The sequence below is a fragment of the Candidatus Nitronereus thalassa genome (assembly GCF_032191465.1).
In the GTDB taxonomy this organism is placed as follows: domain Bacteria; phylum Nitrospirota; class Nitrospiria; order Nitrospirales; family UBA8639; genus Nitronereus; species Nitronereus thalassa.
This window is the reverse complement of the sequence record NZ_JAQOUE010000001.1, coordinates 2,519,224-2,535,174: the sequence shown is the minus strand read 5'-3', so window position 1 is coordinate 2,535,174 and position 15,951 is coordinate 2,519,224. Positions and strand designations below refer to the sequence as shown.

The 15,951-nt window shown below is 50.4% G+C and carries 11 protein-coding genes; 8 read left to right on the top strand and 3 right to left on the bottom strand.

Annotated elements, in window-relative coordinates; all coding sequences use genetic code 11:
• The first annotated feature begins 6 nt into the window (after positions 1-6).
• The 5 genes from PPG34_RS11440 to PPG34_RS11420 all read left to right on the top strand — a co-directional run bounded on the left by PPG34_RS11440 (position 7) and on the right by PPG34_RS11420 (position 6,137).
• Positions 7-156 carry a hypothetical protein gene (locus PPG34_RS11440; protein WP_313833442.1) on the top strand — a complete coding sequence of 50 codons (150 nt, stop codon included), beginning with the start codon at positions 7-9 and terminating at the stop codon, positions 154-156.
• Positions 157-225: 69 nt separating this feature from the next.
• Positions 226-894 (top strand): hypothetical protein, encoded by a 669-nt coding sequence (locus PPG34_RS11435; RefSeq protein ID WP_313833441.1) that lies wholly within the window; start codon positions 226-228, stop codon positions 892-894.
• A gap of 160 nt (positions 895-1,054) precedes the next feature.
• On the top strand, positions 1,055-3,256 hold the full coding sequence (locus PPG34_RS11430) for a B12-binding domain-containing radical SAM protein (protein ID WP_313833440.1): 2,202 nt from the start codon (positions 1,055-1,057) through the stop codon (positions 3,254-3,256).
• A gap of 51 nt (positions 3,257-3,307) precedes the next feature.
• On the top strand, positions 3,308-4,993 hold the full coding sequence (locus tag PPG34_RS11425) for a SulP family inorganic anion transporter (RefSeq protein ID WP_313833439.1): 1,686 nt from the start codon (positions 3,308-3,310) through the stop codon (positions 4,991-4,993).
• A gap of 106 nt (positions 4,994-5,099) precedes the next feature.
• The gene (locus tag PPG34_RS11420) at positions 5,100-6,137 is read left to right on the top strand and encodes a GAF domain-containing protein (RefSeq protein ID WP_313833438.1); all 1,038 of its coding nucleotides are present in this window, start codon (positions 5,100-5,102) and stop codon (positions 6,135-6,137) included.
• A 29-nt stretch (positions 6,138-6,166) separates the two neighbouring features.
• Here the strand turns inward: PPG34_RS11420 and PPG34_RS11415 are convergent, their stop codons facing one another.
• From PPG34_RS11415 to PPG34_RS11405, 3 genes are read right to left on the bottom strand one after another with little or no spacing between them, the layout of a single operon-like run.
• The gene (locus PPG34_RS11415) at positions 6,167-7,498 is read right to left on the bottom strand and encodes a M20 family metallopeptidase (RefSeq protein ID WP_313833436.1); all 1,332 of its coding nucleotides are present in this window, start codon (positions 7,496-7,498) and stop codon (positions 6,167-6,169) included.
• Complete coding sequence (locus tag PPG34_RS11410) at positions 7,495-9,012, bottom strand: ATP-binding protein (RefSeq protein WP_313833435.1); 1,518 nt, start codon at positions 9,010-9,012, stop codon at positions 7,495-7,497. Before PPG34_RS11410 ends, PPG34_RS11415 begins: the two co-directional genes overlap by 4 nt.
• On the bottom strand, positions 9,009-9,728 hold the full coding sequence (locus PPG34_RS11405) for a response regulator (RefSeq protein WP_313833434.1): 720 nt from the start codon (positions 9,726-9,728) through the stop codon (positions 9,009-9,011). Before PPG34_RS11405 ends, PPG34_RS11410 begins: the two co-directional genes overlap by 4 nt.
• A 215-nt stretch (positions 9,729-9,943) precedes the next feature.
• On the opposite strand from PPG34_RS11405, the gene PPG34_RS11400 reads away from it, so the two are divergent.
• Genes PPG34_RS11400 through PPG34_RS11390 form a run of 3 tightly spaced genes read left to right on the top strand, consistent with a single transcriptional unit; the run spans position 9,944 to position 15,779 of the window.
• Positions 9,944-11,371 (top strand): efflux transporter outer membrane subunit, encoded by a 1,428-nt coding sequence (locus PPG34_RS11400; protein WP_313833433.1) that lies wholly within the window; start codon positions 9,944-9,946, stop codon positions 11,369-11,371.
• Between the two features lie 30 nt (positions 11,372-11,401).
• On the top strand, positions 11,402-12,637 hold the full coding sequence (locus PPG34_RS11395; protein ID WP_313833432.1) for an efflux RND transporter periplasmic adaptor subunit: 1,236 nt from the start codon (positions 11,402-11,404) through the stop codon (positions 12,635-12,637).
• The gene (locus PPG34_RS11390) at positions 12,627-15,779 is read left to right on the top strand and encodes an efflux RND transporter permease subunit (RefSeq protein WP_313833431.1); all 3,153 of its coding nucleotides are present in this window, start codon (positions 12,627-12,629) and stop codon (positions 15,777-15,779) included. Before PPG34_RS11395 ends, PPG34_RS11390 begins: the two co-directional genes overlap by 11 nt.
• The last annotated feature ends 172 nt before the right edge of the window (positions 15,780-15,951 follow it).

Below are 15,951 nucleotides of genomic sequence, written 5' to 3'. Positions count from 1 at the left end.
CATCCTATGCGAAACATGATACGATTTGGTCTGGCGGACCGAACCGTCATGAGCGACAAACTCCAAGTCGAGGTGGAGTATGTGCTGACGCCCCTAGGACGTCGCTCCATGGGCATTCTTCACGGAGTGAGGCAACTGCGTGAAGTGGTGTATTAGGGAGCGATGCTGGAGGTTATTCAATAAGATTAAGGTTACCTTTTTACTGCGAGTGACAAAGGAGAACTTATGAACTATAAAACTCTCCTCTCGTTTATAGTCACTATAGCTATATCTGCCTGTTCCGGTGGTACTCAACCTATAAAATTTCAAGGCACTAATGTAATTTCAAAAGATACATATACCCAAGATAAATTGAATGGGGTTGTGTTATTGGATGTGAATTGGGGACGGCGTTGGAATTGTGGTACTCATGAGAATGCACAATTAATTAACCTTGCCTTTGATAAGCTTCCAATGCCCGTTATTAGCAACGAGGTTGAGCCAACTCTTGTGCTACATAGCCCTTCTCGACTTATGGTCGATTCGGTATTTTTAAATTATGCATTCTCATTGGAACCTGGTGAGTACGGGATAAGCGCGTTTAGTATTAAGATAGCTGATTCGATTTCTAAGATAGGCTTTCTAACCGCACAACGAGATATCCTATATAAAGATAAGAAACCAATAGGTGGGAGCTTTATCGTCAAACCAAATGAAACAGTATTTATTGGAAGCTTCTATCTAGATTGTACCTATGAACCAACGCTGTGGCGCTATTACCCTGATGGCAGGGTAGCTTTTCAAAAACTAATAGAAAGGTATAAAAAAAGCTTTCCATTCTTGGATCTTAATGATGTCAGGTTTCGCTTATTTAAAACAAAAGCATTCGGTGAAGACTACGAACTTGTTCCATAACGGAATAGCAGATCATAATAGATAGGACAAATCTAGAAAAACCAGATTCGTAGTTTTTCTCTTTGGTCCATAGGACATCATAGTTTTCCTATATTTTCAACATAATCCTCCTCCTAATCCCTAGCAGAAAGCCTAGTCAGTATGGTAGGTGTGTGATGTCATGCCTACCTCTTCCATTCTGTTAATCATTCCTCCGTTGACACAATTGAATACGCCCTATCCTTCCACCGCGTATCTCACGGGGTTTCTTCGACGACGCGGGTACACGGTGGACCAGGCCGATGTTGGAATTGAAATGGTGTTGGGCTTGTTTTCACAATCCGGGTTAACGAGGGTCTTTGAGGAATTGCGCTCACGGACCGATGCCGACCTTCCTGGTGAAGCTCGACAGATGTTGAGCTTGTCCCATACCTATGTAGAGACCATTGATTCCGTTATTCAGTTTTTACAAGGGCGTGATCCCACGTTGGCCACGCGTATCTTCCAGGGAGAGTTTCTTCCGCAAGGTCCGCGCTTTACCAATGAGGAATCCACGACCTCCCTCCATAAACGTTCGGACTATCAAACGGATCGCGCAAAGCATCTGGCCACGTTGTATTTGGAAGACTTGGCGGATTTGATCCAAGCGACCATCTCGCCACACTTTGCCTTGAGTCGATATGCCGAGTCGATCGCCATGGGAGCGTCATCGTTCGATCCTATCGCAGCAGCCCTGGCTTCCCCGCCAAGCCTTCCCGATGAGCTGATGTTGAATGCCATGTGGCAACATGTAGAGAAGTGCCAACCTTCTGTCGTCGGTTTGACCGTTCCGTTTCCTGGAAACCTCTACGGCGGGCTTAGGATGGGCCAGGCGCTCAAATCAAAATTTCCCGAAATTACCGTTGTGCTTGGCGGGGGATATCCGAACACCGAGTTGCGGCAGGTGAATGATCCCCGTGTGTTTGATTACGTGGATTTCATCACGATGGATGATGGCGAACTGCCATTTCTGTGTCTGCTGGAACATCTTGAAGGTCAGCGGGAAGAGGCAGATCTCTGCCGGACATTTTTGCGTACGGAGTCCAAGGTGGTGTGGAGAGATGGAGCCAAGGAACGCAACCCCACGATGGCTGAACTCGGCACACCTACCTATTCAGGGTTGAACCTCACGCAGTACTTGTCGATTTTAGATACTTTGAATCCGATGCACCGGCTTTGGTCGGATGGGCATTGGAATAAGTTGACCGTGGCACATGGTTGCTATTGGAAGCAATGTACGTTTTGTGATGTGGGTCTGGATTACATCGGGCGTTATGAAGCGGCCCCAAGTGAAGTGCTGGTGGATCGCATCGAAGCGATGATGGCCGAGACAGGCACGCGGGGTTTTCACTTTGTGGATGAAGCCGCCCCGCCGGCTGGCCTCAAACAATTGGCGTTGATCCTGTTGGAACGTGGGGTGACGATTTCGTGGTGGGGCAATGTGCGATTCGAACCGGCGTTTACTCCGGACCTGTGTCGCCTGTTGGCGGCCTCCGGGTGCATCGCGTTGACCGCAGGGTTGGAGGCAGCCAGCGATCGCTTGTTGGAAGAAATGAAAAAAGGCATCACGGTCGATCAAACCGTGCGTGTGGCCCAAGCCTGTAGGCAGGCGGGAATCCTCATTCATGCTTATCTCATGTACGGCTTGCCAGGACAGACCATTGATGAAGCCGTGGACAGCCTGGAACGGGTTCGCCAATTGTTCGCGCATGATTTAATTCAATCGGCCTTCTGGCATCGTTTCTCCGCCACGGCACACAGCCCGATTGGGTTAAACCCTGAACGTTATGGAATTCGACGACTAGGACCAACGTTTGGCGGATTTGCCGAAAATGATTTGGTCTATGCCGATGTGAAAGGCATGTTGCCGGATTGGGTAGGGCAAGGATTGCGCAGCGCGTTGCATCAATACATCGAAGGCGAAGCGTTAGAACAGGATGTCCGGGCCTGGTTTACCGAGCCGGTATCCAAACCACACGTACGGCGTGATTGGGTGAAGCGTATCTTAGCGACCCCATATCCAGAAGATCCATCGTTGTCCGAACGCCGGTTTGTCTGGATCGGCGGAGAGCCATATCAAGAAACAGTAAAAGGAAATCGGGTTCGCATGTTCCTACCAAATCGAACCATGGATGAATCCTGTACGCTACCGAAGGAAAACGCAGAGTGGCTGCTCGACCTAATTCACAGATCTACACCCCGTGGCGCTGATGGAGGACATTCCTATCCCACATTTAAAGATACTCGAGTAGCCTATCTCCAAGACGGACCAAATGGATTTGATTCCATGCTGCATTCCCCAGCGTTTGAAAAAGCTAGAGCCATCGGCCTCTTATTGGTGTAAAGTTGCCCAATCCTCAGTGAAAAACTTTAGCGGAACAGGGCGCAAAATCTCATGACATACGAAACCCCGGAATCAAAAATCGATTTCCGTCATATCCAGGGCGATCTCTTAGGAGGTCTCACCGCAGGGATTGTGACATTGCCATTGGCTTTGGCCTTTGGTCTTCAATCCGGGCTCGGCGCCATGTCGGGGTTGTACGGCGCCATATTTCTCGGAGCCGTGGCTGTTATCTTTGGGGGCACCCGCACACTCATCAGTACGCCCACTGGCCCTATGACCGTGGTCGCAGCTTTGACGATTTCGCAAGCCATCAGCTTTGCAGGAAGCCTAGAACTTGCCCTTGGCACGATACTGGGAATTTTCTTCTTGGCCGGGTCCGTACAAATTGTCTTCGGGCTCCTGAAATTTGGCGGCAATATCAAATATATTCCCTATCCGGTGCTGTCGGGATTCATGACAGGCATTGGAATTATTTTGATCTTATTCGAGATCTATCCACTAATAGGATTACCAGCACCTTCCTCCATTCGCCAAGTATTGACAGGGGGGCTACAAGCCTTACTTCACACCAATCTTCAAGCCCTCCTGCTTGGCGTGGTGACCCTGGCAATCATTTATCTTGCCCCGAAGGTCACCACGATCATTCCAGCGACCCTCACCGCCCTGATAGCAGGAACGCTCATATCCCTCGGTTTTGGTTTTTCCGTCCCTCTCATTGGTGAAGTGGCTCAGGGATTACCCACACTTCAATTTGAATCCTTCTTACATTTTGACTTTTCCCAACCATCGTTCATCCTTAGCGCGGCCGTAACCCTGGGAGCTTTGGGATGCATCGATACCTTATTAACGGCGGTGATCGTCGACAAGATGACCGAAACCAAACACCACAGTGACCGTGAACTCATTGGTCAGGGCATGGGCAATATGGTTTCAGCATTTTTTGGCGGAGTGCCGGGAGCCGGAACGACGATGTCGTCAATCGTCAATGTGAAAGCTGGCGGGCGCACTCGACTATCCGGCGTGTTTTCGAGTCTCTTTTTGTTGGCCGTTTTATTCGGATTAGGGAAATATGTGCAATATGTGCCCATCCCCGTACTGGCTGCAATTCTGATCACCGTTGGGTTTGACATCATTGATTACAATGGCCTGAAAGAAGTCATGAAGGTGGATCGAGCCGAAGGCGCCATCCTTTTTATCGTCCTGGGCATGACCGTGTTTGTTGATTTGATTACGGCCGTCGGCACTGGAATGACCCTCTCCGTGTTTGTGTTTATGAAAAAGATGGGGGATATCGGAGAAGAAACCATTACCCTGTTTCCGCTTCGGTCACTCAAGGTTCGCAAACCGATCGACCTGAGAGAAGAGTTCGTCTTACCACAGGAGTATTTAGACAATGTGTATATCAAATCGTTCACAGGCCCGGTCTTTTTTGGTTTTGCCCACTTCCTAATTGACAACCTCAAACAATTGCCCTCCGTCAAGATCATCGTCTTTGAGATGAATCGGGTCCCCTATTTGGACCAGTCAGCCGCGCATGCGCTGGAATCCGTGTTTGAATATATGCAAAAACGGAATATTCTCGTATTGCTCGCCAACATTAACGAGCAACCGTTGCAGATGCTGCGCGCCGTTGATTTGATCCCCAGACTCATTCCCGACCACCATGTCTTTCTGGATATTTTTGACTGTGTCATCTGGCTAGAGGATGAGTTCGTCTCGGGGAAATCCCCGTTCTAGCCTACGCGCATTGCCGTACTGACCATCCTTTGCAAAAAGAAATATCTCCCGGCCATTGAAAAACTCTTCACTACTTTCATACAGTGAGTAAACTTGAGAATACTGTATGACCCCACTTCCTGAAAAAGAACCCATGTTTTCGAAATCTTCCCTGGCATATTTAATTCTGATCGTCCTCAGTGCGGCCGTCATTTCCATCGTGGATGGCATGTTCCCGTTAGGGGTGTCCATCGGCGAAGCCTATACCATTTTGGTCTTGCTGGGCTTTATGGCGAAAGACAAGCGGTTGATTCTGGGTGGGGCGATCGCTGGAACTATTTTGACTTTGGAAGGCATCTTCGTCTCCGATCCTGGGGCAGCATTCTGGATAGCAGAAGTCAATCGAGCGCTTTCCATCTTCGTTATCTGGCTTGTCGCTGTCTTTGCATTAGCACAAGTACGATTCCTCGAAGAACAGAAGGAATCCGAAAAAATGAAACGGGCCTATGATCTCTTGAAGCAAGAAACGAGCGTACTGAAATTGAATCAAGAGATTGCGGTCATCTCCAACACCAATGACCCGGTAGAGGATGCGTTAAAACAAGCCATGAAAATCATTTGCGACTTTACAGGTTGGCCGGTGGCCCATCTCTATATTCGCGATGGTGATAATGACTTATTAAATCCTAGCAAAATTTGGATTTTGAAGGATTGGATCAAATTCGAGACGTTTCGTCAGGTGACCGATACGACGAAATTTGTTCCGGGAGAGGGTTTGCCAGGCCGGGTCTTGGCAAGTGGAAAAGCGGCATGGATCAAAAATGTGACGAAAGACCCAAATTTCCCTCGAGCCCGTTTGGCCAGTGAAATCGGTGTGAAAGCCGGCTTTGCTTTTCCCATCCTCATAGGCCCGAAGGTCGTCGCGGTCATGGAGTTTTTCTCGGAAGAAGCCATGGAGCCGGATGCGAGGCTCTTAGACGTCATGGAAATCATCGGATACCTGTTGGGGAGAATCTTTGAGCGTGATCACGCCGGGTTAAAAAAAGGCGAATATGAAGAGCACCTTCGACGTCTCTATGGCCGAATCAAAGCCGTACGAGAACAAGAAAACGAGGAGGGAGTTGCAACTCGAATCGCCGATGGCATTCACGACGGATTACATTAGAAAGAAATTTCAGGCCTCACTTGGGAATACTATTGATGGATCAACCGATCCAAAAACACCGTAATTAGCTTTGTTCTCGCCATCAAGGACTTCGTGGTCGTCCATTCTCTGGAGGAATGAACACCATCGCCATTAAGGCCTAGGCTATCCACCGTGGGCAATCCCTTAGCCTGCATCAGTGATCCATCGGTCCCACCACCGGCCCAATAGGTTCCCACGATTGGCTCGCCAATCAGAGTAGACAGCCCCATGGCTTCGGCAATAAGATTGTCTGTTGTTGGATGTATGGCCTTGGCCGGTCTGTGAAGTACACTCCACACTTCCGATTTTGGCAAGGCAGGGAAATCCGAATGGTTGGTATATCGGGTCAACGCTATTCTCTCCACTTGGGTTTTGAGCTCCAGCCCATCATGGTTGTCGGCAAACCGTAAATCGACGAAGGCGTCGGCGCAGCCTGGTCGCGTATTCCGCGTTTCTCCTCCCTGCATGATTCCAACATTCACGGTCGTTTTCTTTTCGTAGTCTGTTAACGCCTCAAGGGCGATCACTTTGTGAGCAAGTTCCAGGTTGGCCGATACCCCATCGACATGCGCTTCGCCGGCATGCGCTTCTCTCCCAATCACTTTGATACGCGCTTGACCCAGCCCTTTTCGCTGACGCGCGAGTTTATGGTTATGCGATCCCTCAAACACCAGTCCCACATCATGCTGCATCGCCAATTCTTCGATATAGGGTCGTGATCCCAGTGACCCCACTTCTTCATCCGTATTGAAGAACACCGTGATGTTGGAATTTTGTAACCGCCCATGCTGATGCAACGCTTTTAGCGCATAGGTCATGGCCACAATCCCACCCTTCATATCCAACACGCCCGGCCCTTTGATTTTCCCATCTGTCTCAATGACCATGGTTTGAAATTCATCATCCTTGGGGAACACGGTGTCCAGGTGGCCATTGAGCAGCACTTTGGTTGAACTCTTCCCAATGCGCTGCCCTAACAAATGTTGGGCAAAGGTAACTTTCTTTTCCTGGCAGGAAAGCAGCTCGATTTCCCCACTCGGCTTCAAAGTTGTTTCAAAGCCCAGCGATTGGAGCTCTTCATCCAGGAGATCTCTGAACTGATCAAGGCCATCACGATTCATTGTCCAGGTATTGATGTTCACATAGGTTTCCAAATCTTTGAGCATAATCGCTTGTTTAGACCCAACCCAGTTTACGAGCTGTTGTTCTTGTTCGGTTAACTGAGTAGGTGTGGTTTGAATTTCTCCACTGGCCATCGAGGGAAAGGCTATCAGGTAGAGAAAGGCTTGGAAAAATATGGCTGATTGAAAAATCTGCACAGGCCGTTTCAAACGTTTCACAGGATCGTTCTGGTTAAGGTAGGTCGTTCCGATACTTGGACTTGATGACCGGATTGTCCAATCGTCGAATGGGATTGGGGGAGATGGACGGTGACACAAAATTCCTGAGACTTATACTTGGCCAAGGTAATGTCCCCACCATGTTGTCGCACGATGGAACGCGCAATGGCCAGACCGAGTCCAATCCCCCCGGTTTCATGGCTTCGGGATTCCTCCAGTCGCACGAAGGGTTGGAACACGCGTTCTTCATCCTGTTCCGGAATGCCGGGCCCGTTATCCCAGATGAGGATTTGAAATTCCCCTTCGGCTTGCTGCAATTCAACCCGCGCTCGTTGACCATAGTGCACGGCATTTTCAATCAAATTGCGCAGGGCACGTTTTAGACTCACCGGACGGCAAGTATACGGCGTTTTTTCCGTGGCCTCACAACTCACTTCCATGCCCAAGTCCGCCAAGTCCTGGCAGAGGCTGTCGACTAATGCCGCCAGGTCCACGGAACGAGACTGTTCGGCTGAGGCTTCATCGCGAGCAAACGCCAACGTGGCTTCGGTCATGTGTTGCATTTCATCCAACGTTTTCAAAATCTTTTCTTTTGCGTCTTCATCCGTAATCAATTCGGCCTGGAGTCGTAGGGAAGTAATCGGTGTACGAAGATCATGACTAATCGCCGCCAACATCCTGGTCCGATCCTGGACAAACCGTTGAAGCCTGTCATACATGCGATTGAACGCATGAATGGTCTGTTGAATATCAACCGGTCCATCTTCAGATACAGGGGTGATGGTCTCCCCGCGCCCGACCAGTTCTGCAGCTTCAGCCAACCGTTGTAGAGGACGGGTGATACGTTTCACCATGAACACGACGATGATGCAAATACTTCCTACCGCCAACACCATAGAAAAAAATGTCGGCCACACCCATCGGCTGAGTGGGGGATTTATACCCAACCCCGCATTGAGCCATCTTCCATCGGCAAGATGCGCGGAGACCAGAAGGCCTGGCGGATCCACTTTAGAGAGAGGTAAGGAAGCCACCTGTTGTTGCAATCTCTTTGAGAAAGAAATGACGTCAGGATCACCAAAGGTCTGAGTGGTCTTTTCTTCTTTCATGAGTAATTTCTGTTGTTCGTGGGTCAAAATTCGTAACTGGTGAATGTCATGATCCCCCAATAATTCTTTGAGTCGTGCCATAAGATCGTTGTCTGTCTGCGGCGTATTCGCCGGGATGGGGCTAACATCCGAAAACCAAAAGTACAGTTTCCGAGAGCTCGCGGCTTGGACCATTTTCCCATGGATTCCTGGGGAACTATGTTCGATGAGTTGGACCAGCGAGGCAGTGCGTTCCAAAATTTGCGTCCGCTCCACCAGCCGATTCGCCGCCCGACGCTCATCCATCATGAAAATGAGAAAGTTGGCTACTTGCGCAATGACCAAGGCACCCAGAAGCAACCCAATCATTTGGCTCGCCAGCCTCTGGGGTAACCAACGTTGGAAGGATGCCACCAGAGGAATCATTCGGTTTGGATCTCTCCTGTAAAGGTATAGCCCCCGCCCCATACCGTTTTAATAAGCGTGGGATTTTTCGGATCACGTTCAATTTTCTTCCGAAGTCGGCTCACTTGAATATCAATGCTGCGATCAAACATTTCCGCGGCTCGATTGCGCGTGAGATCGAGTAATTGATCACGAGTCAGCACCATTTGCGGGTGTTGGAGAAATACCATGAGGAGCCCGAACTCACTGGTACTAAGCGGAATGGCAACACCATCGTTCCCCATGAGTTCCCGCTGCGCGACATATAACCGCCAGGGATCGAAGGTAATCGTTTTGGCGAAGACTAATGGTTCTTTTTTGGGCAAGCTGTTGGCGCGACGCAAGACAGATTTGATTCGCGCCAAGAGTTCACGAGGATTGAAGGGTTTCACCACGTAATCATCCGCTCCCATCTCCAAACCCACGATGCGATCGGTTTCCTCGGCCATGGCGGTTAATAAAATGGTCGGAATATCTTTCGTCTCCCGTAGATGCCGGCAGAGGGATAACCCATTTTCTCCAGGCATCATGATATCCAGCACGACGAGTTCAATGGCACTGGATTCAAGTACCTTCTTTGCTTCGGACGCATTTCCCGCAGTGCTAAGACGAAACCCGTTTTGAGTAAGATAGGTAGCGAGAGGGCCGCGAATCGTCGGTTCGTCATCAACGATGAGAATATGAGGTGAAGGGTCCATGGGGTTCCTGAACAGATTTTCGTTCTATTATGCCGGTAAGCGATCACCCGTGAAAAGAAAAATTGTATCAAAGTGTATCAAACCTAGGGATCGTTACACTTTCATACAAAAAAGTTTGAACGCACAGACCCTCAGGATGCACGTCTCCGTTATAATTCCCTACTAGGCATAGGCAGCTCGAACCACGAGACCCGGAGAGTTTTTAGAGGTAGAGCATGAACCAATGGCGCTGGTTTAACATGGTCTTGATTCTCAATAGTGCGCTGATAGGTGGATGCTTGTCCAATCCCACACCCATCACATTGCAGGCTCAGCTTCCTCCTCAATTTTCTCATTCGGGGAAGCATCCCCTTCCAGACAAATGGTGGGAAGCGTTTGAGGATCAGAACCTCAATACCCTCATCGATCTGGGGTTAGAACATAATCCGTCGTTATTGGCCACTTGGGATCGATTGCGACAAGCGGAGGCCGTGCTATCCCGTGAGGGGGCCGCCCGATTTCCGAGTCTAAACGGTACGCTGAATGCTAGCCGTAGTCGGGACAATAATGGCCGCGAGACTGACCGGTTTCAATTGGGGTTGGCAGCAGCTTACGAATTGGACCTGTGGGGACGAGTTCGGGCAAATACCACGGCGGCACAATTTGACGCCGAAGCCAGTGACGCGGATGTCCAGACAGCCGGCTTAACTCTCTCGGCGGAGATTGCCAAGGCTTGGTACAACATGACCGAGCAACGAGGTCAACTGGCCTTGCTGAATCGCCAAATCGCGACCAATGAAAAAGTCCTGCACCTCGTCACCTTACGGTTTCGGCAGGGAGTCGCGGGTGCAGCCGATGTCTTGCGACAGCGGCAACTCATTGAACAAACGCGGGGAGAAACCAAGGATGTGGTCGCGCGAATTGAAACTTTGAGTCATCAATTGGCCATTCTCGTTGGGCAACCGCCCCAAGCGATCCACCTCCCTCGGGAGGAGTCACTTCTTATGATTCCACCGCTGCCGGCGACTGGACTGCTCGTGGAATTTCTGCAGAGGCGGCCGGATGTCAAAGGAAATTTTTACCAAGTGCAAGCCGCGGATGCCCGCATCGCCGCCGCCATTGCGGATCGATTTCCCCGAATTGATCTGACGGGATCATTGACGACAAACTTGAGCTCCACCCTCACGGGCGGGTCGTTCGCCACCGCCCCCGCTGGGTTGTTTTCCAGTTGGTTGGCCACTGTGGCCACGCAGGTCGTCGCCCCGTTGATTGATGCCGGGGCCAGGGCCGCTGAAGTAGAACGACGCGAGGCCCTGCTGTCCGAGGCACTCAATAATTATGAATCGACCGTGCTTCAGGCGATTCGAGAAGTCGAAGACGCATTATCCCGTGAAGCTCAACAACGGGAAAAAACCGCCAGTTTGGAACAACAATTCCATCTCGCCACCCAAGTGATCCAACGTTTGCGGGGTCGATATATCCAAGGGGCAACCGCTTATATCGACGTGCTCAATGCCCTCGTGAGCCAGCAAGTGTTGGAACGACAAATTCTCACTGCGCGACGAAACTTGATTGATTTTCGAGTCGACCTGGCCCGAGCTCTCGCTGGGGGATGGGAATTGAAAAAACCGGAAGTACGGGAACTGACTTCATCGGCAGGCTAACCAAATGTTCAAACTTATAAGAAACCTTTCATGTCACTGACGCCTCCAACCATCAGTCCCAGATTTCGATGGGGACTCAAAATCGTTCTCCCCCTGGGAATTCTGCTGCTCGCAGCGGGAATTGCATTTTCACTAGTTAAGACCGCTCCCCATCCTGAACGCAAAGCCAAATCCCGGCAAGCAAGCCTGGTCGATACTATAAACATCACCCTGGCTACCCATCCGGTGATGATTGAGGCATGGGGTAGCGTTCAACCCGCCCATCGCACCACCCTTCGCGCCCAAGTAATTGGGGAGATTACTAAGGTAAGCCCGGAACTGTCTCCTGGGGGTCGTTTTTCCAAAGGGGAGACGATCCTGCGCTTAAATCCAGCAGATTATGCCTTGGCGGTTCGACAACGACACACCGACCTGGAAAAAGCTCGCGCTGAACTGTTACTGGAACAAGGCAATCAGGTGGTAGCGAAACAGGAATTTGATCTGTTGGGAGAAGGCATTTCCGAACGAGAAAAAACCCTTGTGCTTCGGTTGCCTCAGTTACAGTCCAGTCAAGCCAATATCGATGCCGCAAAGGCCGCTCTAGAATCAGCCAAACTCGCCTTGAGCCGCACGGCGTTGAAGGCTCCCTTTGATTCCACCGTGCTGGAACGTCATGTGGACCTGGGCGCCTACATCACCACGTCTTCGGACATCGTCACACTAGTGGGTACGGATGAATATTGGGTCGAATTATCAATCGCGCAGTCCCAGCTCCGCTGGATCAAGATCCCGGCCTCACCGGACAGAACAGGGTCGCCGGTAAAACTTTATCATGACGCCGTCTGGGGCAAGGGAACATTTCGAACCGGCAAGGTTATTCGGTTGTTGACGGATTTGGAAACTGAAGGACGGATGGCCAGGGTTCTCGTGGCGATCGAAGACCCCTTGAATCTTCATACAGACCATCCCGAAGGTCCACAGGTATTACTCGGATCCTATTTGCGAGCAGAAATTCAAGGGCATGAGATGGAACAGGTGGCAAAGGTGGACCGAAATTTCGTCCGCGATGGTGATGCCGTCTGGCTCCTCACCGAACACGAGGCTCTGGAGATTCGTCAAATCACTGTCCTTTATCGTGGCCCTAGTCATGTCCTGATCTCTCAGGGTCTTCAAGAAGGAGACCGTTTGATTGTGACGGACGTTCCTTCGCCCACCGAAGGAATGCCTCTTCGCCCCATGCCGCCAATCGCCACCGAACCTCAAAATGAGTCCAACAATGGACATTAAACTTTCCAGGTCCAAACGTTCGAAGAACTCTGGACCTTTGGCATGGATGGTCCACAACCGAGTCACCCCCAATCTCTTTATGTTGTGTTTATTATTGGGCGGGTTATTCATGGCCACCCAGATTAAACAGGAAGTCTTCCCGGAATTTGAAGAAGATACAGTAACTATCAGTGTTCCATTCCCGGGAGCCAGCCCCGAAGAAGTTGAGCAAGGCGTCATTTTGGCCATTGAAGAGGCCGTTCGCAGCCTTGAAGGTGTCAAGGAAGTTCGAGCCACGGCTTCAGAAAATCAGGGAACGGTCGTCGTCGAGTTGCTGGCACATTCCAACAATCAAAAAGTGTATCAGGACATTCAACAGGAAATCGGGCGAATTGTGACCTTTCCCGAAGATGCTGAAGAACCCCAGGTCACGCTGGATACGCATCGTCGCGACGTCTTGAATCTCCAGTTGTTTGGCAACGTCTCCGAGTGGGATCTCCGCGAAGCCGCCGAACAGGTTCGCGATCGCCTTCTCCAAGAACCGGGAATCACGCAAATCGATTTCGAAGGAGCTCGGCCCTATGAAATCCATGTGGAAGTGTCCCAGGAGGATCTCAGATCCTACGGACTCACGTTGGAACGGATCGCACAAATTATTTCGGCCACGGCGTTGGATCGGTCGGGGGGTAGTGTAGACACGTCGAGCGGCGAAATCTTGCTTCGCGTGCAGGAACGACGAGATTGGGCATCCGAGTTTCGTGATATTCCCATCATTGCCACCCAAGCCGGCACCATCTTGCGTCTTCGTGATATCGCCCGGGTATCGGAAGGATTCGAAGAGAGTGACACCTTCGCCACGTTCAATGGTATGCGCGCTATCGGAATCGAAATTTACCGGGTGGGAGATCAAACACCTATCGGGGTCGCGACTAGTGCGAAATTGGCGATGAATCGGATTGTCCAGGATCTTCCCCCAGGGATTGAGTATGCCGTTCAAAAGGATCGTTCAGAAATTTATTACCAACGACTGACGCTTCTACTCCGCAACGGATTTCTGGGACTGTTCCTGGTGTTAGTCATCCTGACCCTCTTTCTGGAATATAAACTCGCATTCTGGGTGACCATGGGAATCCCCATCTCCTTTCTCGGCGCATTATTGTTTCTTCCGGTCATGTCGGTTTCGATCAATATGATTTCGTTGTTTGCGTTTATCATCGCCCTGGGAATTGTGGTGGATGATGCCATTATTGCAGGGGAAAACATTTATGAATATCGGCAACGGGGCATGACACTCATGGATGCAGCCATCCAAGGAGCCCGAGATATTGCCATCCCTATCGGGTTTAGCATTCTCACCAATATCGTGGCGTTTCTTCCGCTCATGTTCGTGCCCGGATCCTTTGGCAAAATATGGGCGGTGATTCCCGCGGTGGTATCCACGGCCTTTATCATTTCCTGGGTCGAAGCGTTGTTTATTCTTCCATCCCACTTGGCACATGGAACCACCCAGCCACCCGGAAAGGTGGGGGCGGCCCTTCATCACTTCCAACAACGATTCAGTCGCACCTTTACCCATTTTGTTGAAGACATCTACGGTCCTTTTCTGCGGCGGGCCATGTATCATCGCTATGTGAGCGTCTCACTCTGCTTGGCTTTTTTTGCCATCATACTGGCATTTCCTCTCAGCGGACGTATGGGATTTATTCTGATGCCGAAGGTGGAGGCGGATTTTGCCAGCGCCACCGCAGTCCTACCCTTTGGTAGCCCCCTTCGGGAAATCATTCGAGTTCGAGATGTGTTGGTAAATTCCGCGCAAGAAGTGATTCAGGAAAATGGCGGAGAGGCACTGACCACCGGCATCTTTACTCTGGTTCAAAACAATACCATCAATGTACGGATCCATTTGCCGCCACCAGAAACCCGCCCCTTGAATACGAATGCGTTAACCAATTTGTGGAGAGCGCGCACGCCGGGAATTCCTGGTGTGGAATATGTTCGATTCGAGTCAGACAGCGGTGGACCGGGTCGAGGCCCTTCCATCAGTGTGGAATTGAGCCATCGTGATATTGACCTGTTGGATAAGGCCAGTGCGCGGTTGGCCGAACGGATTGCCGAATTCTCCAGTGTCAAAGATGTTGATGATGGGTATTCCCCAGGGAAACCCCAGCTTAACTTTCGTATTAATGAAGAAGCCCGAAGTTTGGGGCTCACGGCTCAAGAAATTGCCAGGCAGGTGCGTCACGCGTTTTATGGTTCCCAAGCGCTTCGACAACAACGAGGCCGTAACGAGATAAAAGTGCTGGTTCGACTTCCCGAATCGGAACGGACGAGCGAATATCACGTCGAGAATCTCGTGATCCGAACTCCGGGAAGGCAAGAAGTGCCCTTGTATCAAGTGGCCACGGTGAAAAGAGATCGGGCGTTTCGGGAAATCAATCGGCGTGACGGACATCGCACCGTGACCGTCACTGCAAATGTGCAACCCATCAAGGAAACAAACCTCGTCCTCAACACCCTCAAGACCGACATTCTTCCCCAACTCCTGAGCGAAGACCCAGGCCTGAGCTACAGCTTTGAAGGACGGCGTGCGGATCTACGAGATGCCATGAATAGTTTTCTGTACAGTACCACGTTGTCTTTAATCATTATCTATGTCTTATTGGCCGTTCCCTTTCGCAGTTATGTGCAACCGGCCATTGTGATGATGGCAATCCCATTCGGATTTGTTGGCGCCGTGATTGGTCACATGATCATGGGATATAACATTAGTATCATCAGCATGATGGGCATGATCGCACTGGGGGGGGTGGTGGTGAACGACTCACTCATCATGATCGATTATGCGAACAAGAAACGGCAAGAAGGCGTGGAGCCTTTCGAAGCCATCAGGCTGGCAGGCATTCGGCGATTTCGCCCGATTCTTCTCACCACTTTGAGTACGTTTGGTGGCTTGGCCCCCATGATTTTCGAAACGTCCCGTCAAGCTCGCTTTATGATCCCGATGGCCATTTCCTTGGGATTTGGCATTTTGTTCTCCACTGCCATCATGCTGATTTTAATCCCCTGTTTGTATTTGGTTGTTGAAGACATTCAAGGCCTGTGTTTGAGGAAAGGACAAGAGGCCTTACACCATGTTCAAGTGCAATCAGATTCTGAATCTTAGCAAGGTGGAGCACCAGTGTGAGTGATATAAAATTCCAAAAGAGATGGACACGGGCTCGATTTGTCATATGGCTAGACATCAACTCGTCTTTACCGGGCGCCAAATCAATTTGTGACAAGAGGGACAATTTCCAAACACCAAGAATGGTTTCACTCGAAAAGGTTTCGTTTGA

Bases quoted from the DNA above. Each gene is read 5' to 3' on its own strand.
- PPG34_RS11440 (WP_313833442.1), top strand. From the start codon at position 7: ATGCGAAACATGATACGATTTGGTCTGGCGGACCGAACCGTCATGAGC.
- PPG34_RS11435 (WP_313833441.1), top strand. From the start codon at position 226: ATGAACTATAAAACTCTCCTCTCGTTTATAGTCACTATAGCTATATCT.
- PPG34_RS11430 (WP_313833440.1), top strand. From the start codon at position 1,055: ATGCCTACCTCTTCCATTCTGTTAATCATTCCTCCGTTGACACAATTG.
- PPG34_RS11425 (WP_313833439.1), top strand. From the start codon at position 3,308: ATGACATACGAAACCCCGGAATCAAAAATCGATTTCCGTCATATCCAG.
- PPG34_RS11420 (WP_313833438.1), top strand. From the start codon at position 5,100: ATGACCCCACTTCCTGAAAAAGAACCCATGTTTTCGAAATCTTCCCTG.
- PPG34_RS11410 (WP_313833435.1), bottom strand. From the start codon at position 9,012: ATGATTCCTCTGGTGGCATCCTTCCAACGTTGGTTACCCCAGAGGCTG.
- PPG34_RS11405 (WP_313833434.1), bottom strand. From the start codon at position 9,728: ATGGACCCTTCACCTCATATTCTCATCGTTGATGACGAACCGACGATT.
- PPG34_RS11400 (WP_313833433.1), top strand. From the start codon at position 9,944: ATGAACCAATGGCGCTGGTTTAACATGGTCTTGATTCTCAATAGTGCG.
- PPG34_RS11395 (WP_313833432.1), top strand. From the start codon at position 11,402: ATGTCACTGACGCCTCCAACCATCAGTCCCAGATTTCGATGGGGACTC.
- PPG34_RS11390 (WP_313833431.1), top strand. From the start codon at position 12,627: ATGGACATTAAACTTTCCAGGTCCAAACGTTCGAAGAACTCTGGACCT.